Here is a 22,964-nt window from a genome sequence, read left to right as displayed (position 1 = left end):
GCGCCGACTCGACGTCGTCCGACTTCACCTTTGCGCCGACTCGACGTCGTCCGACTTCACCTCCGCGCCGACTCGACGTCGTCCCAGTTCACCTTCGCGCCGAGTCGCGGGTCAGGCCGACGCCCCCTCCTGCTCGCGGACGTTGTCGGCGGCGACGTGCGCGGCCTCGTCGAGGACGTCGGCCGCCTGGCGCAGCGCGACGACGTGCTGGGCGGTCCAGTCGGCCTCGAAGCGGGTGCGGTCGCTGCCGACCCACTCGGTGGCCGCGAGCTGGGCGCTCAGGCGGGTCTCGATCGCGCGCACGCGGTCGGCCACCTCGGCCATCTGCCGGGCGAGGTCCTGGACCCGCTCGGTGTCCATCCCGCGGATCACGACCGCGCCCCCGCCGCCAGGGCCGCCACCCGCGTCCGCACCGAGTCGAGGGTCTCGGCGTGGGCCCAGGCACGCTGGGAGCCGGGCCGGGCCAGGATCGACCACGAGCCCCGCGGACCGGTGAAGAGCCCGGTGAGGTCGGGGCGCTCGAGCGCTGCGCCCTCCTCGCGCCGCACCACCAGGACGTCGGCGCGCAGGTAGGCCTGGCCGAGCCGTTCGACGAGCTCGGACGGCGCCTCCGAGTCGGGCGCGACGGCGAGCTCGACGTCCTCGCCGGTGCCGTCGCTCGCCTCCGGGTGGACGACGGCGCCGAGCAGCAGCGCCGCGAGGTCGCGGGCGTGACCCAGGGCGAAGCGGTGCAGGCCGTCGGAGCCGACCTCCTCGAGCAGGACGACGTCCTCGACGACGTGGGCGTACCAGAAGTCCTGGTCCGAGGACGTCGTGCGGCCGACCGCGACGACGGCCGACGCGCTCTGCCGCAGCGTCAGCGCCGACAGGACGTCGTTGCGGACCCTCAGGTCGAGCGCGACGTCGCCGACGGCGGCCGGGGCGCCGAGCGCCGCGGTCACCGCCTCCTGGCCGGGCGGGTCGACGATGCCCCGGGCGACGAGGCCGCGGAACGCGGTGCGCCGGACGGCGTCGCGCTCGGCCGCCGGCACCGCCGACAGCACGGGGGTGACCACGACCCCCTGGTCGGGCAGCAGGACCGACAGCTCCTCGTCGGTGAGGATCTCCAGGGCGATCGTCTGGACGTCGCCCCCCGCCTCGCTCGCCTCGCTCGGCTCGCTCGCCTGGCTCGCCGCGTGGGTGGTGCTCGTCATGCCCCTGCTCCTGCCGGTCGGGCGCCGCCGCCGAGCAGGCCGTGGGCCCACCCCAGCGCCGACTGGTAGCCACTCGTGACGCCGTCCCACGCGCGGCCGGCGGCGTCGCCGACGGCCGTGGTGACGCGGGCGGCGCTGTCCTTGAAGGTGTCCCAGTGGTCGTGGACGTAGCTGCCCGCCGTCCACAGCCCGTAGGCCGTGACGGCCACGGCCGCGACGGCCGCGGTCACGGGGGCGGTCGCGACCAGCGCCGCCCCGCCGACCATCAGCGTGACCGCGCCGGCGGCACCGGCGAGCCCGAAGCCCCGCGTGGCCCAGCCCCGCCAGCCGTCGTGGCCGCCACCGGTGAAGACGTCGACGACGCCGGTGACCGCCGTGACCGGGAGGAACGCCTTGCCGAGCAGCCGGCCGAGGGCGGGCAGGCCGAGCCTGCCGAGGAGCCCGCCGGTGCTGCTGCCGTTCATGAACACCTCCAGCGCCTCGGCCAGCCGCGCGGAGTCGGCGAGCCTGCCCAGGTTGGCCGCGCGCAGGAGGCTTACGAAGTCGAGCAGCGCCTTGGCCTTCATGATCGGCTTCAGCGGCGCGGTGAGGAAGCTCTTGACGGCCATCGCGTCGCGCAGGAACGACAGCACGCCGTACCCGGCCGCCGTGGCCCCGCCGACGCCCGCGCCGCTCGCGCGCTCCTGCTCGCGGGCGTTCTCGGCGAGCAGCCGGCCGGCGGTGGCCAGGGCGTCCGAGACGCCCGTCATCCGCTCCTGCGCGAACGTGCCCCACTCGTGCTTGCAGCGCTCGGCGTCGGGGCCCTGCCAGTCGTGGGCGGCGTCGATCGTGCCGGCGAGCCGCGCGGCCAGGTCGCGCAGCTCGTGCGCGCCGGCGTCGAAGTCGGCCGAGAGTCGTTCGAGCGCCTCGACATCGGCGCCGACCAGTCCGACCATCGGCCTCTCCTCACCCACGCCGTCCGGTGCCAGGACCTGTGCCGGGACCCGGGCCGGGACCCGTCTCGTCCCGTGGCTGCACGCTAGGACCAGCGGGACGGCGACGTCTCCACCGCGGACGGCGGAGAGTTCCGTTTCGTGCCGGCGGCCGGGCTCAGTCGACGCAGCGCTCGGTGAACGGCGAGGCGTCGGCCCCGCGGATCAGGCGCACCTGCACGCACAACCGCTCGGGCGACCGGAGCGTCAGGCGCCGCCCGGTCGTGCGGTTGCCGTCGCCGGAGTCGGTGCGCCGCCACTCCCAGGTGTCGCCGGCCAGCGGTTCGTCGGGGGCCCGCCAGGTGAAGGTGACCCGCGCGCCCTGCCGCTGCCCGGTGACGTCGGGCGGCAGCTGCGGCGAGCCCGCCTCGAGCGGTGCCGGCGTCCGCGTGCCCGGGTCGAGGGCCGGTGCGGGGTCCTCCTCGCCGCCACCGCGCAGGGCGAGGACGGCGACCACCGCGGCCACGACCAGGACTCCCAGGACGCCCCACACCACGGCCCCGCGCGACCCGCGTCCCGGGTCGACGGCGGCCCGGCTGTCGGACTCGATCCGCGCCGCGCGGGGACCGGACGCCGGGATGACGGTGACCGGCTTGACGTAGGTCGCGTCGGTGTCGCCGCCGGGCGCGACGGCGCGGCCGGCCGCCGCGGCCGGGCGGTCGCCCTCGACGGCGACCGGGGTCCGCGCGTAGCCGGCCTGCTGCTCGATCCGCTGGAGCGACCGCGCCAGGTCGAGCGCCGAGGAGGGCCGGTGCTCGGGCACCTTGGCCAGGCACTGCGCGAGCAGCGCCTCGAGGGCGGCCGGCGTGTCGGGGCGGCCGGTGGGCGGCGCGGGGGTGTGCAGGATCCGGGTCGACAGCGCCCGCGGGCTGTTGTCGCCGTGCAGGATCGCGAACGGCGAGCGGCCGGTCAGCAGGTTCCAGATCGTGGCGCCCAGCGAGTAGACGTCGGAGGCCACCGACCCGTTGGAGCGGGCGTCGAGCAGCTCGGGCGGGGCCCACGGGTAGGAGATCCGCACCTCCTCGTCGCCGCCGACGTCGGCCAGGTGGCCGGCGATGCCGAAGTCGGTGAGCGCCGGCTCGTGGTAGCTGGTCACCAGCACGTTGCTGGGCTTGATGTCGCGGTGCACGATCCCGGCCCGGTGGGCGGTCTCGACCGCGCTGGCCAGCTTGATGCCGGTGCTGACGGCGTCGGCCACCGACATCGGGGCCTGCCGGACCCGGACCCCCAGGTCGGGCGGCGGGCAGTAGCGCATCACCAGGTAGGGCCGGGCGTCGCCGGTCGTGCCGGCGGTGATGACCGAGACGATGTAGGGGTGGTCGGCGAGGGTCGCCATCGCGTTCGCCTCGGCGGTGAACAGGCTCTTCTCGCGCGCCGTCAGCGCCACGTCGGCCCGCACGACCTTGACCGCCACCCGCTGCTGGGGCCACTGCTGCTCGTAGAGGAACACGTCGGCGAAGCCGCCGGTGCCCAGGTGCTGGAGGAAGGTGTAGCCGGGGATCTGCGGCGCGCCCGTCATGGGGTGATCATCCCGTGACCTCGTAGACGATCTCGTAGCTGTCGGCCAGGTCGAGCACCTGACCCGGCTCCCACACGTAGGTCTCGTGGCCCCGGACCCGCTGCGGTGCCCGGCCGGGCACCCGCAGCGTCGTGCCGCCGCGCGACCCGAGGTCGGTGGCCAGCACCAGCCAGCCGTCGAGCGCCACCGACAGGTGCGAGCGCGACACGAGGGTCTCCCCGGCCGGCAGCCGCACCAGGTGCGGCCACTGCGGGCCGCCCGGCACCGGGGTCGGCGCCCGGCCGACGACGACGCCCCGGTCGAGGGGCACCCGCTCGCCGTCGGGCAGGTGCAGGACGCCGAGGCGGGGGCGGGGCATCCGCTGCGGCTCCTGCGGGCCGACCGGGGCGTCGCAGACCCGGCACCGCGGTCGGTAGGCGGCGGTCACGTGGCCCGCGGGGCAGTGCACGGCGAGCACCGTGTCGGCCGTGGACTGCTGCAGGTGGCCGGCGGGCGGCGTCGGTGCGCGGCCGACGTCCTCGGGCCGGTAGGTGGTGTGGCCGTCGTGGTCGCTGTCGACCGCACCGGGTCGCGCCGGGGGAGGGGGCGCCGGGGCCGAGGCGCCGCGGCGCACGGTGTGGCCCCCCGGCTCGTCGCGTCGCCGGTCCGGCACGGCGGGCGGCTCGTCGGTGTCGACCGCACCGAGGGCGGGCGGGGGAGGCGAGGGGGCCGGCGGACCCGGGCGCGGGGCGAGGATCTCCGGCGGGATGCCGTCGATCAGCCCATCGACCGACCCGGTGACCGACCCGGCGACCGGCTCCGCGACCGACGCGGGAGCGGCGGCCGGCGGGCCCGCCGGGTCCGGCGCGAGCACGACCGCGGCGGCCGCGACCACGCCGCCGACCAGCCGGCGCGCGGGCGGCCCGGCGTCGGCAGGAGCACCGGCACGAGCACCGGCGTCGGCCGGCCCGAGCGTGAGGGTGTGGACCCCGTCGACGGCGGTGTGCCGTCCCGAGCCGCGGGTCGCCGACGTCTCGGCGCCGGGGGTCAGGTCGAGGAGCACCAGGGCGGTCCCGGGACCGCAGGCCGTGGCGACGACGTCGAGCACGGTGGCGCTCGCGACGCGCGGAGCGGTCAGCAGGTCCCACAGCCGCTCGGTGGTCGCGGCGTCGGGGACGGCGTCCAGCAGCAGCCACCGGCGCCCCGCGCCGACGACGAGTCCGTCGCCGGGGGTGTAGGACGCCTGCACCCGGGCATCCTCCCGCAGCGACTGCCGAGTTGTCGTGTCGGGAGCAGCCTTCCTACCCTTGCCTCCCAGGCCCCCAGGAGTGCAATGTCGATCTCGACGGCGATTCGCCGCCACCGCGTCGCGGTCGCGACGAACGCGGCGCTCCTCGTGGCGGCGACCTGTGTCGTCGTGGTGGCCACCCAGGCCGACGGCTACCGCAAGCACGAGGCGCAGCTCAACGACGGCGGCATCTGGGTCACCAACGGCCGCGACGGCTACCACGGCCGCGTCAACAAGCCGATCGGCGAGCTCGACGGCGTCACCTTCGCCGAGCAGGACGCCCAGCTCGACGTCGTCCAGGACGGCGCTGCGGTGCTTGGCATCGACGTGTCGGCGGGCGTGCTCTCGACCATCGACCCGGCCCGCGTCTCGCTGCCCGACGGGGAGAGCGCCGCCCTGCCCGCCGCGGCCCAGGTGCAGCTGGCCGGCGGCAGCCTCGCCGTCCTCGACCCCGCCGACGGCAGCCTGCGCGCGACCCGGGTCGACACCCGTCGCGGCGTCCCGCCGGTCGCAGCCCTCGACCCCGAGGCCGACCCGCTCGCCGTCACCGCCCCGGACGCCGCCCTGGCGGTCACCGTCGACGGCGACCTGGTCGTCGCCTCCGCCGAGGACGACGTCCTGCGCACACTCCCGGCCGGCGACGGCGGCTTCGGCCGGCCGAGCGAGGTCCCGCTCGGAGCCGACCTCGGCCGCACGGTCGCGGTCACGACGGTCGGCGAGCGCGCCGTCGTTCTCGACGCCGAGTCGGGTGCGCTGCAGGTGGTCGGCGGCGCCGACGCCGACCTGCCCGCCGGGTCGGTCCTCCAGGTGCCCGGCCCCGACGCCGACGTCGTCCTGGTCGCGACGCCCGACCGGCTCGTGGGCATCGACCTGGACACCGGCGAGGAGATCGAGCTGGTCGCCGACGCCGGCGGCCGCCCGACCGCGCCGGTGCGGCTCGGCGCCTGCGTCTACGGCGCCTGGTCCGGCGGGTTCGGCGCGGTCGCCACCGTCTGCGGCGACGACGAGCCGAACGTCGCCGACCTCGGCACCGAGACCAGCGACCTCGTCTTCCGGGTCAACCGCGGCGAGATCCTGCTCAACGACCGCGGCACCGGCGCCGTCTGGAACATCGACTCCGACCAGCCGACCCGCCTCGACAACTGGGACGCCTTCCAGCTCAAGCCCGACAAGTCCGACGACGACGACCAGAACGAGAACACCGACGACGGCGACCGGCGTCCGCCCGAGGCCAAGGACGACGCCCTCGGCGCCCGCGTGGGGCGCACGACCGTGCTGCACCCGCTCGACAACGACACCGCCCCCGGGGGTCGGCTGCTCGCGATCTCGGGGGTCCAGCCGCCGCGCGGCTCCGACGCGGAGGTGACGGTCAGCCCCGACGGCCAGACCGTGCAGGTCGACCTCCCCGACGGCGCCGGCCCGACGCGGTTCGACTACACCATCGACGACGGCCGCACCGGGCTCTCCGACACCGCGACGGTCACCGTCACCCCGCGCACCGACGCCGTCAACGCCACCCCGCAGCTGCGCGAGGGCTTCGAGCCGCGGGTCTGGGCGGTCCCGGCCGGCGGCACCCTCGACATCCCGGTGCTGCCCGACTGGCGCGACAAGGAGGACGGCGACCCGCTGACCCTCGACGGGGCCGTCGCGCTCGGCGGGGAGCGGAGCGGCGCGGTCGCGCGCACGACGTCCGCGGGGCGGGTGCGGTTCACCGCGCCGGCCGAGAGCGGCGTGGTGAAGGTGACCTACACCGTCACCGACGGCATCGGGGCGCCGGTGGAGGACGAGCTGGAGTTCCAGGTGCAGTCGCTCACCGACCGCAAGTCGTTCCCCGGCGTGGCCGAGCCCGACGTGGTCTCCGGCGAGGTCGGCAGCACCCTGACGATCCGCCCGCTGGGCAACGACCTGCCCGGCTCCGACCCGATCACCCCGACGGCCCGGACCGCGCTCGCGGGCAAGGTCGCCCAGCCCGCCGGCACCGAGGTCACCACCGACCTGGTCGACGGCACGATCAGCTTCACCGCCACCCAGGCGCGCACCTACTTCCTCGACTACGACCTCCGCTTCGGCAACGCGCCGTTCGCGCCGGGCCGGATCCGGGTCGACGTCGAGGCGCCCGACCGGCCGCCGAAGGCCCCGGTCGCGATGCCCGACAGCGTGACGCTGCACGGCCAGGCCGCCACGCTGGTCGACGTCGTGGCCAACGACATCGACCCGACCGGGGGCGTGCTCGTCGTGCAGGGCGCGACGCCCGACGCCGAGAACGCGCTCGACGTCGCCGTGGTCGAGGGCCGCTGGCTCCGCATCGCCGCCCGCCAGGGCCGGCTCGACCCCAACCCCCAGCTGGTCCGCTACACCGTCAGCAACGGCGCCCGCTCCGGCGTCCAGGGCGAGGTCGTGGTGGCGTGGCGCCCGGCACCGGAGGACAACACCCCGGTCACCGAGACCGACCGCGTCGTCGTCCGGGCCGGGGGAGGGGTCTCGGTCCCGGTCCTCGACAACGACTTCAGCCCGGCCGGCGACGAGCTCGAGCTCGTCGGCCACGGGCCCGCCGGGGACGCCGGGGTGCTCGAGGTCCGCCCGCCCGGCGACGAGGACGTGCCGACCGGCCAGGCCTTCGTCACCGACCGGTTCGTGCGCTACGTCGCCCCCGACGGGCTCGAGGACGCCGAGACGTTCACCGTGCGCTACCTGGCCACCAACACCACCGGCGACCGCGCCCCGGGCACCCTCGAGATCCAGGTCGTCCCGGGCACCCGGCGCAACGTCCCGCCCGAGCCGCCGGTGCTCGAGGGCCGCGCCGTCGCGGGCGACACCATCAAGCTCCGCATCCCCGGCGCCGGCGTCGACCCCGACGGCGACCCGGTCACCCTCACCGGCATCGACTCGGCGCCGTCGCTGGGCCGGATCGTCCGGTTCGGCGCGAGCTCGATCGTCTACCAGGCCTACCCGGGCAGCGTCGGCACCGACGAGTTCGGCTACACCGTCGCCGACCCGAACGGCGGGAGCGCGGCCGGCACCGTGCGCGTCGCCGTCGTCCCGCCGGGCACCCCCCAGCCCCCGCTCGCCGTCCCCGACACCGTGACGACCGAGCCGGGCCGGCTGGCCCGCGTCGACATCCTCGCCAACGACTACGTCGCCGCGGGCGACCGCGTGGAGGCCACGCTGGTCGACCCGCCCGCCGGCGTGAGCCTGGAGACCCCGCAGGGCCCGATCGTCATCGAGGCACCCGACACCCTCGACGCCCGCACCCTCCAGGTCGTCTACCGGCTCTCGAACGGCCTCGACGCGTCCCAGGCGACCGTCACGCTGCGCCTGGCGACGCCCTACAACAACCCGCCGGTCGTCTTCGACGCCTACGGCACCCCGGCCGACGAGGGCGCGCTCGAGGCGGCCGAGGGCGAGGTCGACGGTCGCGGCGACGCCTCGACGGTCACCGTCGACGTCCTCGAGACGGCCTACGACCCCGACGGGGAGCCCGAGGACCTCCGGGTCAGCAAGGTCTTCGCACCGCGGGGCACGACCGCGTCCATCGCCGGCGGCGAGGTCACCGTGCAGCGCGGGGCGGAGCCGATGGTGGTGCCCTTCCGCGTGCGGGACGCCGACGGCGGCGCCGCGACCGGCTCGATCTACGTGCCGCCGGCCGCCGCCGGCGCGCCGTACGCCGTGCCGGGCGCCGTCATCGAGGTCGACCCCGGCGGCACCGCGAGCCTCGACCTCGCCGACCACGTCGTCAGCCCGGGCGGAGGGCCGGTCCAGTTCACCCTGCAGGACCGCATCTGGGCCTCGCCCGAGGGCGACGTGCAGCCGACCATCACCGGCGACACGACCTTCGACGTCGCCGCCTCCGACCGCTACGAGGGCCCGGGCGCGGTGGTCTTCGAGGTCACGACCGGCGACGGTGTCGACGACCCCGACGGCGTCGAGGCGATCGTGTCGGTGCCCGTGCAGGTCGGCCGGTCGCGGCCGGTGCTGCGCTGCCCCGAGACCCCGGTCCGCATCGCCCAGGACCGCACCATCGGCCTCGACGTCGCGTCGTTCTGCCACGTGTGGACGCCCGACCCCGAGGACGTCGACTCGCTGTCGTTCGACGCCGACTGGCAGACCTCGGTCGACGGCCTGAGCATCGTCCAGCCCAGCGGGTCGACGATCGAGGTCAACGCCGCGGGCAGCGCCGTGGCCGGCAGCCGCGCCACCCTGCAGGTCACCGCCGAGGGCAGCGAGCCCGGGCTCGTGCAGCTGCTCGTCGTGGAGTCGCCGCCGCCGTCGATGTCGCCGGTGCGGCTCGAGGACATGCGCGCGGGCGAGGAGCGGACCATCGACCTCGCGCCGTACCTGCGCGCCGGCGTCCCGAACCCGGAGCCGGAGGTGCTCGAGGTCGAGCAGGTGAGCAGTCTCGACGTCCAGACCAGCTTCGAGGGGTCGCGGGTCACCATCACCACCGGCCCCGAGGTCGACGGCCGCGCCGAGCTGCGGGTGCTGGCCAGCGACGTCACCGGGTCGAACGGGCCCGAGCGGCAGGTGGAGGGCCGGATCACCTTCGACGTGCTCGACGTGCCCGACGTCCCGACCGCGCCGGTCCCGGGCACCACGATCCGTGACCAGGAGGTGGCGCTCGGCTGGCGGGCGCCCGACGCGAACGGCGCCCCGATCGACCGCTACGAGGTGCGCGGCACCGGCGGGGTCGGCCGCGAGTGCGCCGCCACCTCCTGCGACGTCACCGGCCTGACCAACGGTCAGGACTACCGCTTCGAGGTGCGCGCCCACAACGCCGTCGGCTGGTCGGGCTGGAGCCCGCAGTCGCGGGTCGCCACGCCCGACGCCAAGCCGGGCCGGGTCGGCCCGATCCAGGTGGTGGAGGAGGGCGACACCACCCTCCGCCTGCGGTGGACGCCCCCGACGACGCAGACCTCCGACATCCGCGAGTACGTCGTCTCCTGGGACGACGGCGGGAGCACCACCACCCGGCGCCCGGAGGCCACGGTCACCGGGCTCGACAACAACCAGCGCTACACCTTCACCGTGTACGCCGTGAACGAGCGGTTCGCCGGCGAGCGCCGCTCCGGCGGGCCCTACCAGTCGGTCGGCACCCCGGCCGCCCCGCCGGCCCCCACCCTCACCGAGAACCGCACCAGCAGCCGGCAGACGGCCGTGGTCGTCTCCTGGCCCGCGGTGAACCCCAACGGCCCGACGCCGCTGAGCTACACCGTGCTGCGCGACGGGTCGCCGCTGCCCGCGTGCACCGACCAGGGCTCCACCTCGTGCGTCGACGGCGGCATCGGCTACGACGGCCGGAAGTACCAGTACGCCGTGCGGGTGACCAACAAGGGCGGCGACGGCCGGACCGCGACCGGGCCCACCTCGGAGTTCGTCGCCGTCGGCGACCCCGAGGCGTGGGGCGACTGGTCGGTCACGGCGACCGGTCAGGACAACCAGTCCCGCGCCGACTTCACCGTGCCGGTCTCGAACGGCGCGCAGTCGCGGGTCAAGGTGATCGTCGGCAGCACCGTCGTCGAGGAGTTCCAGGGCGCCGGCGGGCAGTCGCGCACCGTGACCGTCCCCGACAACGACGGCGCCCACCAGGTGCGGCTCGAGGTGTGCAACGAGCTCGACCGCTGCTCGCCGTCGGCGCCGCGGTCGGTGCAGACCCTACGGCCCGCTCGGCACCCAGCACGTCGTGTCGATGACCTCCACCCGCGGCGACGTCGTCCCCAGCCAGGAGATCGCCTGGCGGATCACCGTCGACCCCAACGGCGACCCCGCCTCGGTGCGGATCACCAGCAACCAGGGCCGCGACGAGACCATCACGGTCCCGGGCGTGGACACCTACACCTTCGACACCGAGCTGCGCCGGATCGGCTACGACACGACCGAGACGATCACGGTGCGGCTGTCCGACGCCGCGCCGGCCCGCGGCCCGGCCACCCGCACCGCCGAGTCGGTCCGCACCGACCAGCCGCTGCTGCCCTCGGTCGAGGTGACCCGCGGCGACCGCTGCAACGACCGGCCCGGCTCCGGGCTGCCGCGCTGCTACACGACCTCCGGCACGCTGTGCACGCACGCCTCCTGCGGCTACATCACGATCATCCTGAGCAACTTCCCCGGCGGGGGCAACTCCTGCACCATCGACTCCTCGACCGGCGGCGGCTTCGGGCGCAAGGGCCCGTTCGGCAACGGGTCGCACCAGACCGGTGCCTACTACGGCAACCCCGGTGGCTGGGTGAGCGCGACGTGCGGGGGCGCCACGAGCCCGAGGTACACGTGGCCCGGCAGCTGACCGGCCCCGCCCCGACCGCCTCCGACCCGACCGTGACAGGACCCGCATGACGATCACCCGCGAGCAGGCCGCCTGGTTCCACCAGACCTTCGACCAGCTCACCGACAACATCGAGAAGGCCGTGCTCGGCAAGCGGCACGTCGTCCGGCTGGCGCTGACCTGCCTGCTCTCCGAGGGCCACCTGCTGCTCGAGGACTTCCCGGGCACCGGCAAGACGATGCTGGCGCGGGCGCTGGCCAACACGGTGCAGGGCAGCCACGCCCGGATCCAGTTCACCCCCGACCTGCTGCCCTCCGACGTCACCGGCGTGACCGTCTACGACCAGCACAAGGGCACCTTCGACTTCCACCCCGGGCCCGATCTTCCACTCGATCGTGCTGGCCGACGAGATCAACCGGGCCTCGCCCAAGACCCAGTCGGCGCTGCTCGAGGTGATGGAGGAGGGCCGGGTCACCGTCGACGGCCGGCCCCACGAGGTCGGCCGGCCGTTCATGGTGATCGCCACCCAGAACCCGATCGAGCAGGCCGGCACCTACCGGCTCCCCGAGGCCCAGCTCGACCGGTTCCTGATGAAGAGCTCGGTCGGCTACCCCGACAAGGCGGCGACCATCGAGCTGCTCCTCAACGCCGGCGTCCGCGACCGCGCCGCACTGGTGACGCCGGTGATCACCGCCCAGACAATCGCCCAGATGAGCGGCCTCGCCGACGAGGTGTACGTCGACCCGGCCGTCGTCGGCTACGTCGCCGAGCTCGCCGAGGAGTCGCGCCGCCAGCCGCACGTCAAGCTCGGGCTCTCGGCCCGTGGCTGCCTGGCCTTCATCCGGGTCGCCAAGACCTGGGCCGCCGCCGACGGGCGCGACCACGTCGTCCCCGACGACGTGCGCGCACTGGCCGAGCCGGTGCTGTGCCACCGGCTGCTGCTCGACGCGGAGGCGCAGTTCACCGGGGTCACCGTCGACGCCGTCATCTCCCGGCTGCTCGACGCCGTCGCCCCGCCCACCGACCGCGTCGCGACCCGCTGATCGTGCTGTGACCGTGCCGACCCGGGTCCGCGCCGCGCTGGGGGTGGTCCGCCCGCTGGGCTGGCTGCTCCTCGGCCTCGGCGTGCTCGCCCTCGCCGTGGCGTCGCAGACGCGGTGGCGCGAGCTCGTCGTCCTGGGGACGGCGTGCCTGCTGCTGCTCGCCCTCTGCCTGCCCTTCCTCCTGGGCCGCACCCGGGTGCGGGTGGCGATCGTCCTGGAGCCGTCGCGGGTGGTGGCCGGCAGCTCGGTGTCGGGCGGCGTCGACGTCACCAACGCCTCCGGCCGGCGGATGCTCCCCACGCTGCTCGAGCTGCCCGTCGGCGCGGCCGTGCACCGCTACGGCGTCCCGGCGCTCGCCGCGGGGGCGACCAGCCAGGAGTCCTTCACGATCCGCACCGAGCGCCGCGGGGTGATCGAGGTCGGCCCGGCGGTCACCCGGCGCGGCGACGCCGTCGGCGTGTTCTCCCGCGACTCGGTGTGGGCCGAGGCACAGGAGGTGCTGGTGCGGCCCCCGCTGGTGCCGCTCGACGCGATGGGCGCCGGCCTGCTCCGCGACCTCGAGGGCGTCGAGACCGACGCGATCTCCCAGAGCGACCTCGCCTTCCACGCGCTGCGCGAGTACGTCGCCGGCGACGACCTGCGCCACGTGCACTGGCGCTCCTCGGCCAAGGCGATGGGCGCGGGCCAGCAGCAGCTGCTCGTGCGGCAGTACCTCGACACCCGGCGCAGCCACGCCACCGTCGTCGTCGACGACGACCTGGCGTCGTGGGCCGACGACGACGAGCTGGAGATCGCGATGTCGGTCGCCGCCTCGGTGCTGGTGCGCGCGATCGCCGACGAGTTCGAGGCGACGTTCGTGTGCGGCCCGACCGCGAGCTCCGGCGTCGACGGCAACCTCGCCCTGGACGCCGTCTGCCGCGCCTCGGCCGGCTCGGTCGGCCTGGTCGGCGCGGCCCGGCGCGCCGTCGACCTCGCCCCCGACACCAGCCTGCTGTTCCTGCTGACCGGCGCCGCCGCCGGGCTCGACCCGGTGCTGCGCGCCGCGGCGGTCTTCCCGCCCGAGGTCCGCCGGCTGGCCCTCCTCGTCGAGCGCGGCGTGCGGCCCGGCGTCAGCGAGGTCGGCGGCCTGTCGGTCCTGCGCCTCGGTGACAAGGACGACCTCCCGGCCCTGCTGCGCTGGAGCGTGTGATGCGCCGCTTCCTCCCCTCCCGCGAGACCGCCGTCGACCTCGGCTTCCTCCTCGCCCTGTGCCTGGTCGCCCTGGTCGGGCTGGCGACCACCTTCACCGGCGTCGCCCACCTGCTCGTCGCGGTGCTCGGCCTGGTCCTCGGCCTCGCGCTCACCGGCCTCGTGCGGGCGATGCGCTGGCCCGGCATCGCGGCGGTGACGCTGGGGGTCCCGGTGTTCCTCGGCGTCGGCGCGCTGGTCGCCGCGACGTCGGTCGGCACCGTGGCCGACCAGGTCGTCGGGGGCTGGAAGGAGCTGCTCACCACCCTCCCGCCCGTCCAGGGCACGGGCGAGGTCCTCGTGCTGCCGTGGACGCTCGGCCTGGTCGCCGGGCTGCTCGGCGGCCTCACCGTGGGGGTCCGCTCCGGCCCGGCGCTCCTGCGCTCGGCGCTGGGGCTGCTCGCGCCGGTGCTGCTGCTCGTCGCGGTGATCCTGCTCGGCGTCGCGCGCCCGCAGTCGCTGTGGCTCCAGGGCACGCTCTTCGCGGCCCTCGCGATCGGCTGGGTCGCCGTCCGCGAGTCGCGGCGCCGGCGTCCGGTCGAGGGACGCCGCGGCCGCTGGCGGCGCGGCGTCGTCGGCGTCGTCCTGGTCGCCGGCGCGGGGGCGCTGGCGATGCCGGTCACGTCCGTGGCGTTCGGCGACGACACCGGCCGCACCGTGCTGCGCACCCAGGTGCGCCCGCCCTTCGACATCGGGCAGTACCCCTCGCCGCTGGCGTCGTTCCGGCGCTACGTCGAGGAGCCCGAGCCGGTCGAGGCGGAGAACCTGTACGACGAGACGCTCCTCACCCTCGACGGCGCGCCCGCCGGCTCCCGGCTGCGGATCGCCACCCTCGACCACTACGACGGGATCGTGTGGGGCGCCTCCGAGGGGGCCGACCCCTCCACCACCACCGACACGTTCCAGCGCGTCTCCAGCACGATCGACAACCCGGTCGAGGGCGACCGGGTCTCGGTCGAGGTCACCGTCGGCGACGGCTACGACGGCGTCTGGCTGCCGACCGTCGGCGCGCTCCAGGAGCTCCGCTTCGACGCCGGCGACGCGACCACGAAGGCGGAGTCCTGGCGCTACAACCTGGCCACGTCGACCGCCGTCGTCCCGACCGGGGTGCGGCCGGGCGACGTCTACCACTTCACCGCCGTCGAGCCCGACGACGAGCTGTCGCCGACCGACGCGCCGGCCCAGGTCGTCACCGACGTCCCGTTCGCGGCCTCGTTCCTCGACACCCAGGCGGTGCAGTGGTCGGCCGGGGCGTCGGAGCCGATGGAGCGGGTCTTCGCGATCGCCGAGCACCTCAAGGTCGAGGGCAAGTACTCCGACGGCGTCCTCCAGGCCGAGCGGATCTACCACCCGGGCCACCACGTCAAGCGCCTCGGCGACGAGTTCGCCAACGCACCGATCGCGGTCGGCAACGACGAGCAGTACGCCGCGGTGATGGCGCTGCTGGCCAACAAGGTCGGCGTGCCGGCGCGGGTGGTGCTTGGTGCCGTGGTGCCCGACGACGGCGCCGTCCAGGGCCGTGACGTCTCGGCGTGGGTCGAGGTGCAGCTCGCCGACGGCAGCTGGCGGACGCTGCCGACCGAGACGTTCATGGACCTCGACCGGCCCGCGGAGCAGCCGCCGCTGGCCGAGCAGGAGATGAGCGGCACCGTCGTCCCGCCGCCGGCACCGGTCCCGCCGCCGTCGACGCTGGCCGAGCAGACCGAGGCCGAGCTCGAGGCGCGCAGGATCGACCGCAAGGAGCAGGACGACGACGCGGTCGTCGCCGGCTGGTTCGGCTGGGTGCTGGTCGCCGTCGGCGGCCCGCTGCTGCTGGCCCTGCTGGTCGTCGGCACCGTCGCCGGGCTCAAGGGCTGGCGCCGCCGCCGGCGTCGCGGCGCCGCACAGGCCTCGGAGCGGGTGGTCGGGGGCTGGCGCGAGCTGGTCGACCACGCCCGCGACCTCGGCCGGCCGGTCCCGGTCGGCAGCACCCTGACCCGTCGCGAGCAGGCCCCCCACGTGCCGTCGGCGGCCGCGCCGGCCCTGGCCCGGCACGCCGACGGGCTGGTCTTCGGCCCGACCGAGCCCGACGCGGCGGTGGCCGCGGAGTTCTGGGCGCTGGTGGACGCCGAGCGCAGGGCGATGACCTCGGCGGCCACCCGACGGCGCCGGCTGCTGTCCGTCGTCGCCGTCCGCTCCTTCCGCCGGCGCTCGTGAGGCGGCTCGTGGGCCGGCTCGTGAGCTGTCGGGACCGGCGCGGTTAGGGTGTCGCACGTCATGAGCGACCACCCCCGCGCACGCCTCGTCGTGCAGTCCGCCCTCGGCCCGCGCGAGTTCGACCAGGACCGGGTCGTCGTCGGGCGCGAGCAGACCTGCGACGTGGTGGTCGCCGACCCGCGCGCCTCGCGGCACCACCTGACCTTCGAGCGCCACGGCGACTCCTGGTTCGTCGCCGACTCCAGCACCGGCGGCACCTTCGTCGGCGGCGCGCGGGTCTCCCGGCTCCCCGTGGGCCCGGCCGCGACGTCGTACGCCCTCGGCGACCCGCACGGCGAGACGATCCTCGCCTGGCTGGTGGCCGCGGTCCGGCCCGCGCCGGTCCCGCCGCCGTACCGGGCGCCGAGTCCCGCCCAGCCGCACCAGCCCGCCCAGCCCGCCCAGCCCGCCCAGCCCGCCCAGCCCGCCCAGCACGCCGGGGCGCCGCGACACGGCGCGGCCCCGCCGCCGTACCAGCCGACGCCGCCGCCGCTCGGCGAGGCGCCCGTGGTCGCCCAGGCGGTGCTGCCCCCCGGCCAGCTCGAGCACGGCCGCACCATGATGCCGGCCAGCGCGGGCTTCGGCCGGTCGGTGACGATCGGGCGCGACCTGTCCAACGACATCGTGCTCGACGACCCGCTGGCGTCACGGTTCCACGCCCGCCTCGAGCTCGGGCAGCAGCACGGCCCGGCGGTGCTGCACGACCTCGGCAGCTTCAACGGCGTCTTCGTCAACGGCCAGCGGGTCGCCGGCTCCACCCGGGTCGACCCCGGGTCCGAGGTCATCGTCGGCAACCAGACCTTCCGGTGGGACGGCGCGCAGCTGCTGACCTCCGCCACCCAGCACGAGTTCACCCTCTACGTCGACGGGCTCTCCGTGGTCGTGGGCGGGGGCAAGCGGCTGCTCGAGAACGTCTCGTTCACGCTGGCGCCGTCGTCGCTCACGGCCGTCATCGGTCCCTCCGGCGCGGGCAAGTCGACCCTGCTCGGGGCGCTCACCGGGCTGCGGCCGGCGACCCACGGCCGGGTCATCTGGCAGGGCCACGACCTCTACGCCCACTACGACCAGCTGCGCTTCCAGATCGGCCTGGTGCCCCAGCAGGACATCCAGCACCCGCAGCTCAAGGTCCGCCAGGCCCTCGGCTACGCCGCCGAGCTGCGGCTGCCGCCCGACACCCGCCCGGAGGAGCGCGCCCACCGCGTGCACACCGTGGCCGGGCAGCTCCAGCTGCAGCAGCGGCTCGACAACCGGATCGGCACCGAGCTGTCGGGTGGGCAGAAGAAGCGGGTCTCCATCGCCACCGAGCTGCTCACCGCGCCGCCGCTGCTCTTCCTCGACGAGCCGACGTCCGGCCTCGACCCCGGCCTCGACCTCGAGGTGATGCGGCAGCTGCGCTCGCTCGCCGACGACGGTCGCGTCGTCGTGGTCGTCACCCACTCCGTGCTCGCCCTCGACGTGTGCGACAACGTGATGGTCCTCGCCCCCGGCGGTCGGATCGCCTACTTCGGGCCGCCGGCCGGCGTCCTGGCGCACTTCGGGGTCAGCAACTACCCGGAGGTCTTCGACCTGCTCGACGAGCCGGACCTGTGGTCGCGGATCGCGCCGCCGCGGTCGTCGACCGACACCGGCCGCCTGCCGGGGCCTGCGGCGCCCGTGCCGGCGCCGCCGCGCCAGTCGATCACCCGGCAGCTCTCGACGATGGTGCGCCGCAACACCGCCGTCGTGGTGGCCGACCGGCTGCTGCTGACCATGCTGATCGCGCTGCCGCTGGTGCTGGGCGGCCTGAGCCGGCTCGTCCCCGGCGGCTCGGGGCTCTCCCTCGACGACACCCGGCGCTGTCCACCCAACAGCGACTCGGTCGGCCCGCTGCGCTGTCAGCCGACCCAGGACGGCCAGCCCTTCGGCGACCTCGTCGACAAGGTCCTCTCGCCCGGCGAGGCCTCCCAGCGCCTCATCGTCCTGATCGTGGCGGCCTGCCTGATGGGGACCGCGATCGCCATCCGCGAGCTCGTGGGGGAGCGGCCGATCTTCCGGCGCGAGTACGCCGTGGGCCTCTCGCCCGGCGTCTACTTCGCCAGCAAGATCGTGGTGCTCGGCTCCGCGGCGTTCCTGCAGGGGCTGGTGGTCACCTTCATCGCGGTCGTCGGCCTGCCCGGGGCCGACGGCGAGCTGGGCACGGCCCGGATCGCGCTGACGATCGGGGCGCTGTCGTTCACGATGGCGGTCGTGGGGCTGTGCCTGTCGGCCCTGGTGACCAGCAGCGAGCAGACGATGCCGGCGCTGGTCGGCATGATCATGGTCCAGCTCGTGCTCTCGGGCTCGCTGTTCGCGATCAACCGGCCGGTGCTGGAGCAGATCGCCTGGCTCTCGCCGTCGCGGTGGGCCTACGCCGCCTGCGCCTCGGCCATGGGCCTGACCCGGGCCCAGGGCGACCGCGAGAAGGAGGACTGGATCGCGCGGGCCGGCGGCGCCCACTTCGTGATGGACGTGATGGTGCTCGGCCTCCTGGGCGCGATCGCCGTCGGCATCGGGTTCTGGCTGGTACGCCGCAGCGCGACCTCCGACGGCTGAGCCTCACTCGTCGTCGAAGGGGCCCTCGAGGTCGATGTTGAAGTCGGAGTTCTTGCGCGACAGCAGCTCGCGCCGCTCGGCGGGCGTGAGGGCCTCGAGCTGGGCCACGACGTCGGCCGGGAACCCGGTCACCTCGGGGGCGGGGGCCAGCGGCACGATCGTGTGGACGACGCGGTCGGCGTACAGGTGCGCCACCGTGAACGCCTGGTGCCCGTCGACGCCCGACACGAACCGCTCGACCGGGGCGGGGTCGCTGGTGTAGCAGGACGCCGAGGCGACCGAGACCGGGATCCCGGCGAAGGTGGAGTACGTCGAGATGTGCAGGTGCCCGGCCAGGATGACGCGGACGTCGGTGCCGGCCAGCACCGCGGCGAGCGCGGCCTGGTCCTCGAGCTCGATCACCTCGGCGGCCCGCAGCATCGGCACCGGGATCGGCGGGTGGTGCATCGCCAGGACGGTGCCGTGCGGTGCCGGCGTGGCGAGGACGTCGGCCAGCCAGGCCAGCTGGGCCGGCTCCAGCTCGCCGTGGTGGTAGCCGGGCACGCTGGTGTCGAGGGCGACGACGCGCAGCCCGTCGACCTCGAGGACCCGGTCCTGCGGGCCGTCGTGGCCGTGCTCGCCGTACAGGTTCGCGGCGTAGGCCGCCCGCTCGTCGTGGTTGCCCATCGTCCAGACGACCTGCGCGCCGAGGTCGGCGGCCACCGGCTCGACGAGCTCGCGCAGCCGCACGTACGCCGCCGGCTGGGCCTTGTCGGCGAGGTCACCGGTGAAGAGCAGCACCTGGGGCGCCGGGTCGAGGTGCCGCAGGCGCTCGAGGGCCAGCAGCAGGCCCCGCTCGGGGTCGACGGCGCCGTACTGGAGACCACCGGCGGCGAGCAGGTGCGGGTCGCTGAGGTGGGCGACGACGTGACGCGGGGACGGGTACTGACCTAGCTGCACGGATCGAGGTTAGTGCGCGCCGGGAACGGGGAGTGGAGAACCTGGCCGTCGGGGAGACGACGGCCGCCGGCCGGGTCCACCGGCCCGTCGACCCCGAGGAGAACCCGGCATGGCGCTGCGCGACACGATGCTCGAGAAGGCCCGTCCCCACCTGCAGCCGGGCGAGCAGGTGCAGGCCGTGTTCGGCGGCCAGAAGATCAGCCAGTGGTGGCTGCTGCTCTCGGTGCTGATCCTGGTCTTCGCCAACAAGTACCGCGTCGTGGTGGTCACCGACCGTCGGATCCTGGTGCTGGCCGGCACGACGTGGAGCCAGTCCAAGGTCACCGGGGTGCTGGCGGAGGTGCCGCGCTCGGTCCAGGTCGGGCCGCCGTCGGGGCTGTGGTGGAGGTGCACCTCGCTCGGCGAGCCGCTCCACGTCCACCGGCGCTTCCACAAGGACGTCGTCGCCGCCGACGTCCAGCGCCCGGCGCACCCCTCGGGGCCGCCGCCGGCCTTCCCGCCGCCGGCCTTCCCGCCGCCGGGACGCTGATCCCGGCGGCGGTCGCGGCGGCGCGGGTCAGCCGACCTTGAGCACCTGCGTGCCGCCGGCGAACCGGTCGTGCCAGGCCTGGCGGCGCTGCGGGTCGCCGTTGATCCCGACGGCGATCATCACGACCGCCGCGACGCTGGCCAGGAAGCTCAGCACCGCCCCGATGATCGGGATGATGTTGAGGAGGTTGGCGGCCAGCCAGACGTTGCGCCGGGCGGCCTGCTCGAGCGTCGGGTTCGCGACGCCGTCGGGGCCGACCACCTTGAGCTTCATCACCTGCTTGCCGATCGTGGCACCACGGGCCGACTCGAGGTAGGCGAAGTAGCCGACCCAGACCACGCTGATGACGATCGAGGCGAAGATCCAGAACAGCAGCCACTCGCCGGTCGAGTAGCCGAAGCCCCGCAGGAAGATCGCGCTGAAGATCGAGTAGACGATGCCGTAGACGACGCCGAGGATCACCCCGTCGATCAGCCGGGCGACGAACCGGTCGACCAGCTCGCCGGGGCGGGGCACGCCCACCGGCGGCGGGGGCGGGGCCCCGTAGCCGCCGGCCGGGGGCGGTGAGCCGTAGCCGCCGGGCGGCGGCGGGGGAGGCGGTGACTGGGACATGGGATCTCCTCGGGGAGGTGGGGGCGTGCCCGCCTGCCGGGCACGAGGGGACGTGCCGGGCCGGCAGGGAGCGTGGCGCAGGGCACCGACCCGGGAGGGTCGGGAGGTCGGCTGAAACTAGCGCGTCCGGGCGCGCACGGACAGGTCATGACGGGCTATTGCGCCCGGTGGCCTCCCCGGGGTGACCCCGGTCGACCGGGCAGGGGCGAGGATGTGGGGCATGGTCCGCCCCTTCGCCCGCAAGCCGCCCCGCGACGACATCGACGAGTCCGACCTCGAGGTCGGCGGTGAGGCCCACGCCGCCGCGGGCAAGACCGCCGTGGCCGTGGCGCTCAAGCGCGCGGTCGAGCAGATGGGTCCGAGCCGGACCGCGCGCACGCTGCTCAAGCTGAACCAGGTCGACGGCTTCGACTGCCAGGGCTGCGCCTGGCCGGACCCGGCGGCGGGGCACCGGCACGCCGCGGAGTTCTGCGAGAACGGCGCCAAGGCGGTCACCGAGGAGGCGACCCGCCGCTGCGTCGACCGGGGCTTCTTCGCCGAGCACCCGCTGGCCGCGCTCGAGGAGCGCACCGACTACTGGCTGGGCCAGCAGGGCCGGATCACCGAGCCGATGGTCAAGCGGGCCGGCAGCACGCACTACGAGCCGATCTCCTGGGACGACGCGTTCACCCTCGTCGCCGGGCACCTGCGCGGCCTGGACAGCCCCGACGAGGCGATCTTCTACACCTCGGGCAAGACCTCGAACGAGGCCGCGTTCGTGTACCAGCTGTTCGTGCGCGCCTTCGGGACCAACAACCTGCCCGACTGCTCGAACATGTGCCACGAGTCGACCTCGGTCGCCCTCGCCGAGACCATCGGCATCGGCAAGGGGTCGGTGTCGCTCGAGGACGTCCACGACGCCGAGCTCATCGTCATCGCCGGGCAGAACCCGGGCACCAACCACCCCCGCATGCTGAGTGCGCTGGAGATCGCCAAGCAGCGCGGCGCCCGGATCATCGCGGTCAACCCGCTGCGGGAGGCGGGGCTGGTGCGGTTCAAGAACCCGCAGACGCCGCGCGGCATGGTCGGTCCCGGCACGGCGCTGGCCGACCTGTTCCTCCCGGTGCGCATCAACGGCGACCTGGCCCTCTTCCAGGGTCTGGCGGCCTACCTGCTCGAGCACGACGCCGTCGACCACGACTTCGTCGCCGCGCACACCGAGGGCTACGAGGCGTGGGTCGAGCACCTGCGCCAGGTGGACTGGTCCGAGATCGAGCGGGCCACCGGCCTGACCCGGGCCCAGGTCGAGGAGGCCGGGGAGATGCTGCGCACCTCCTCGCGCACCGTCTTCTGCTGGGCGATGGGCCTGACCCAGCACCGCAACTCCGTCGCCACGATCAAGGAGCTCGTCAACCTCGCGCTGGCCCAGGGCAACATCGGCAAGCCCGGCGCCGGCCTGTGCCCCGTGCGCGGCCACTCCAACGTGCAGGGTGACCGCACGATGGGCATCTGGGAGCGGCCCAAGCCGGAGTTCCTCGACGCCCTCCAGGCCGAGTTCGGCTTCGACCCGCCGCGCGAGCACGGCTTCGACACCGTCGACTCGGTCAAGGCGCTCACCGACGGCCGGGCGCGGGTCTTCTTCGCCATGGGCGGCAACTTCGCCTCCGCGGTCTCCGACACCGAGGTCACCGAGGCCGCGCTGCGCCGGGCCGACCTGACCGTCCACGTGTCGACCAAGCTGAACCGCTCGCACGTCGTCACCGGCCGCGAGGCGCTGATCCTGCCCGTGCTGGGCCGCTCGGAGAAGGACCTCACCGGCGGCCGGGAGCAGCGCGTGACCGTCGAGGACTCCATGTCCGCGGTCCACGCGTCGAAGGGTCCGCTCGAACCGGCCTCGGAGCACCTGCGCTCGGAGGTCGACATCGTCTGCTCGCTCGCGCTGGCGACCCTCGGCGCGGCCTACGAGATCCCGTGGGCCGACCTGCGGGCCGACTACTCGGCCATCCGGCGTCGCATCGCGAACGTCGTGCCCGGGTGCGCGGCCTACGACGAGAAGGTCGAGCGGCCCGGCGGGTTCGTGCTCCCGCACCCGCCCCGCGACTCGCGCACCTTCCCGACGGCGGTGGGCAGGGCGATCTTCTCGGTGGTGCCGCTCGACGTCCTGGCCGTGCCCGAGGGACGGCTGCTGCTGCAGACGATGCGCAGCCACGACCAGTTCAACACCACGATCTACGGGCTCGACGACCGCTACCGCGGCGTCAAGAACGGGCGCCGCGTCGTGTTCGTGAACCCCGACGACATCCGTCACCTCGGCTGGGAGGACGGCGACCTGGTCGACCTCGTCAGCGAGTGGGACGACGGCTCGGAGCGCACCGCGCCGGCGTTCCGCATTGTGGCCTACGACCAGCCGATCGGCTGCGCCGCGGCCTACTACCCCGAGACCAACCCGCTCATCCCGCTCGACTCGAAGGCCGAGGGCAGCAACACCCCGACCTCGAAGTCGGTCGTCGTGCGGCTGCAGGCACCGGGCGGCGGGAGGGCCGGCGTCACGAGGCCGGCGGGCGTGGACGTCGAGCACGGGCACAAGCGGGCCACCGACCCGATCCAGCAGAGCTGAGGGCCC

General features: G+C 75.0%; 14 protein-coding genes and 1 pseudogene. 8 read left to right on the top strand and 7 right to left on the bottom strand.

Going from position 1 to position 22,964, the window contains the following annotated elements; all coding sequences use genetic code 11:
• Positions 1 to 111: 111 nt before the first annotated feature.
• The 5 genes from FE634_RS16720 to FE634_RS16700 form a co-directional block, all read right to left on the bottom strand.
• Positions 112 to 360 (bottom strand): hypothetical protein, encoded by a 249-nt coding sequence (locus FE634_RS16720; RefSeq protein ID WP_137295637.1) that lies wholly within the window; start codon positions 358 to 360, stop codon positions 112 to 114.
• 8 nt (positions 361 to 368) lie between these two features.
• Positions 369 to 1,193, bottom strand: a complete 825-nt coding sequence (locus tag FE634_RS16715) for a hypothetical protein (protein ID WP_148240792.1) — start codon at positions 1,191 to 1,193, stop codon at positions 369 to 371.
• A complete protein-coding gene (locus FE634_RS16710; protein ID WP_148240791.1) occupies positions 1,190 to 2,128 on the bottom strand; it encodes a WXG100 family type VII secretion target in 939 nt (312 codons plus the stop codon). Before FE634_RS16710 ends, FE634_RS16715 begins: the two co-directional genes overlap by 4 nt.
• Positions 2,129 to 2,282: 154 nt before the next feature.
• Entirely contained in the window at positions 2,283 to 3,683 is a 1,401-nt protein-coding gene (locus FE634_RS16705; RefSeq protein ID WP_148240790.1) for a serine/threonine-protein kinase, read from the bottom strand.
• Positions 3,684 to 3,690: 7 nt separating this feature from the next.
• Entirely contained in the window at positions 3,691 to 4,911 is a 1,221-nt protein-coding gene (locus FE634_RS16700; protein WP_138876537.1) for an FHA domain-containing protein, read from the bottom strand.
• Positions 4,912 to 4,995: 84 nt separating this feature from the next.
• On the opposite strand from FE634_RS16700, the gene FE634_RS21170 reads away from it, so the two are divergent.
• The 6 genes and pseudogenes from FE634_RS21170 to FE634_RS16670 all read left to right on the top strand — a co-directional run bounded on the left by FE634_RS21170 (position 4,996) and on the right by FE634_RS16670 (position 18,282).
• Complete coding sequence (locus tag FE634_RS21170) at positions 4,996 to 11,277, top strand: Ig-like domain-containing protein (protein WP_187366735.1); 6,282 nt, start codon at positions 4,996 to 4,998, stop codon at positions 11,275 to 11,277.
• Positions 11,274 to 11,525, top strand: a pseudogene (locus FE634_RS21805) (AAA family ATPase); the annotation flags it as partial. The gene FE634_RS21170 and the pseudogene FE634_RS21805, both read left to right, overlap by 4 nt.
• Positions 11,526 to 11,601: 76 nt before the next feature.
• The gene (locus tag FE634_RS16685) at positions 11,602 to 12,249 is read left to right on the top strand and encodes an AAA family ATPase (protein WP_262347462.1); all 648 of its coding nucleotides are present in this window, start codon (positions 11,602 to 11,604) and stop codon (positions 12,247 to 12,249) included.
• Positions 12,250 to 12,256: 7 nt separating this feature from the next.
• Entirely contained in the window at positions 12,257 to 13,438 is a 1,182-nt protein-coding gene (locus tag FE634_RS16680) for a DUF58 domain-containing protein (RefSeq protein ID WP_138876534.1), read from the top strand.
• Positions 13,438 to 15,672, top strand: coding sequence for a DUF3488 and transglutaminase-like domain-containing protein (locus FE634_RS16675; protein WP_148240789.1), 2,235 nt, complete (start codon positions 13,438 to 13,440; stop codon positions 15,670 to 15,672). The genes FE634_RS16680 and FE634_RS16675 overlap by 1 nt, the downstream gene beginning before the upstream one ends.
• 60 nt (positions 15,673 to 15,732) lie before the next feature.
• On the top strand, positions 15,733 to 18,282 hold the full coding sequence (locus FE634_RS16670; RefSeq protein ID WP_138876532.1) for an ATP-binding cassette domain-containing protein: 2,550 nt from the start codon (positions 15,733 to 15,735) through the stop codon (positions 18,280 to 18,282).
• A 3-nt stretch (positions 18,283 to 18,285) separates the two neighbouring features.
• On the opposite strand, the gene FE634_RS16665 is transcribed toward FE634_RS16670, so the two are convergent.
• Positions 18,286 to 19,221, bottom strand: a complete 936-nt coding sequence (locus tag FE634_RS16665) for a metallophosphoesterase (protein WP_137294379.1) — start codon at positions 19,219 to 19,221, stop codon at positions 18,286 to 18,288.
• Between the two features lie 109 nt (positions 19,222 to 19,330).
• Here FE634_RS16665 and FE634_RS16660 point away from each other — a divergent pair, with 109 nt between their 5' ends.
• Positions 19,331 to 19,750 (top strand): hypothetical protein, encoded by a 420-nt coding sequence (locus FE634_RS16660; protein WP_138876531.1) that lies wholly within the window; start codon positions 19,331 to 19,333, stop codon positions 19,748 to 19,750.
• 27 nt (positions 19,751 to 19,777) lie between these two features.
• Here the strand turns inward: FE634_RS16660 and FE634_RS16655 are convergent, their stop codons facing one another.
• A complete protein-coding gene (locus tag FE634_RS16655; RefSeq protein ID WP_137294377.1) occupies positions 19,778 to 20,362 on the bottom strand; it encodes an RDD family protein in 585 nt (194 codons plus the stop codon).
• 220 nt (positions 20,363 to 20,582) lie between these two features.
• Here FE634_RS16655 and FE634_RS16650 point away from each other — a divergent pair, with 220 nt between their 5' ends.
• Positions 20,583 to 22,958 carry an FdhF/YdeP family oxidoreductase gene (locus FE634_RS16650; RefSeq protein WP_148240788.1) on the top strand — a complete coding sequence of 792 codons (2,376 nt, stop codon included), beginning with the start codon at positions 20,583 to 20,585 and terminating at the stop codon, positions 22,956 to 22,958.
• Positions 22,959 to 22,964: the final 6 nt, after the last annotated feature.

The organism is Nocardioides sp. S-1144 (genome assembly GCF_005954645.2).
GTDB lineage: Bacteria > Actinomycetota > Actinomycetes > Propionibacteriales > Nocardioidaceae > Nocardioides > Nocardioides dongxiaopingii.
Note: the sequence above shows the minus strand (reverse complement) of the source record. Positions and strands in the feature narration are given on the sequence as shown.

Excerpts from the sequence above, each read along its gene's own strand:
- FE634_RS16650 (WP_148240788.1), top strand. The coding sequence starts at position 20,583 with ATGGTCCGCCCCTTCGCCCGCAAGCCGCCCCGCGACGACATCGACGAG.
- FE634_RS21170 (WP_187366735.1), top strand. The coding sequence starts at position 4,996 with ATGTCGATCTCGACGGCGATTCGCCGCCACCGCGTCGCGGTCGCGACG.
- FE634_RS16710 (WP_148240791.1), bottom strand. The coding sequence starts at position 2,128 with ATGGTCGGACTGGTCGGCGCCGATGTCGAGGCGCTCGAACGACTCTCG.
- FE634_RS16655 (WP_137294377.1), bottom strand. The coding sequence starts at position 20,362 with ATGTCCCAGTCACCGCCTCCCCCGCCGCCGCCCGGCGGCTACGGCTCA.
- FE634_RS16670 (WP_138876532.1), top strand. The coding sequence starts at position 15,733 with ATGAGCGACCACCCCCGCGCACGCCTCGTCGTGCAGTCCGCCCTCGGC.
- FE634_RS16715 (WP_148240792.1), bottom strand. The coding sequence starts at position 1,193 with ATGACGAGCACCACCCACGCGGCGAGCCAGGCGAGCGAGCCGAGCGAG.
- FE634_RS16720 (WP_137295637.1), bottom strand. The coding sequence starts at position 360 with ATGGACACCGAGCGGGTCCAGGACCTCGCCCGGCAGATGGCCGAGGTG.
- FE634_RS16705 (WP_148240790.1), bottom strand. The coding sequence starts at position 3,683 with ATGACGGGCGCGCCGCAGATCCCCGGCTACACCTTCCTCCAGCACCTG.
- FE634_RS16660 (WP_138876531.1), top strand. The coding sequence starts at position 19,331 with ATGGCGCTGCGCGACACGATGCTCGAGAAGGCCCGTCCCCACCTGCAG.
- FE634_RS16675 (WP_148240789.1), top strand. The coding sequence starts at position 13,438 with ATGCGCCGCTTCCTCCCCTCCCGCGAGACCGCCGTCGACCTCGGCTTC.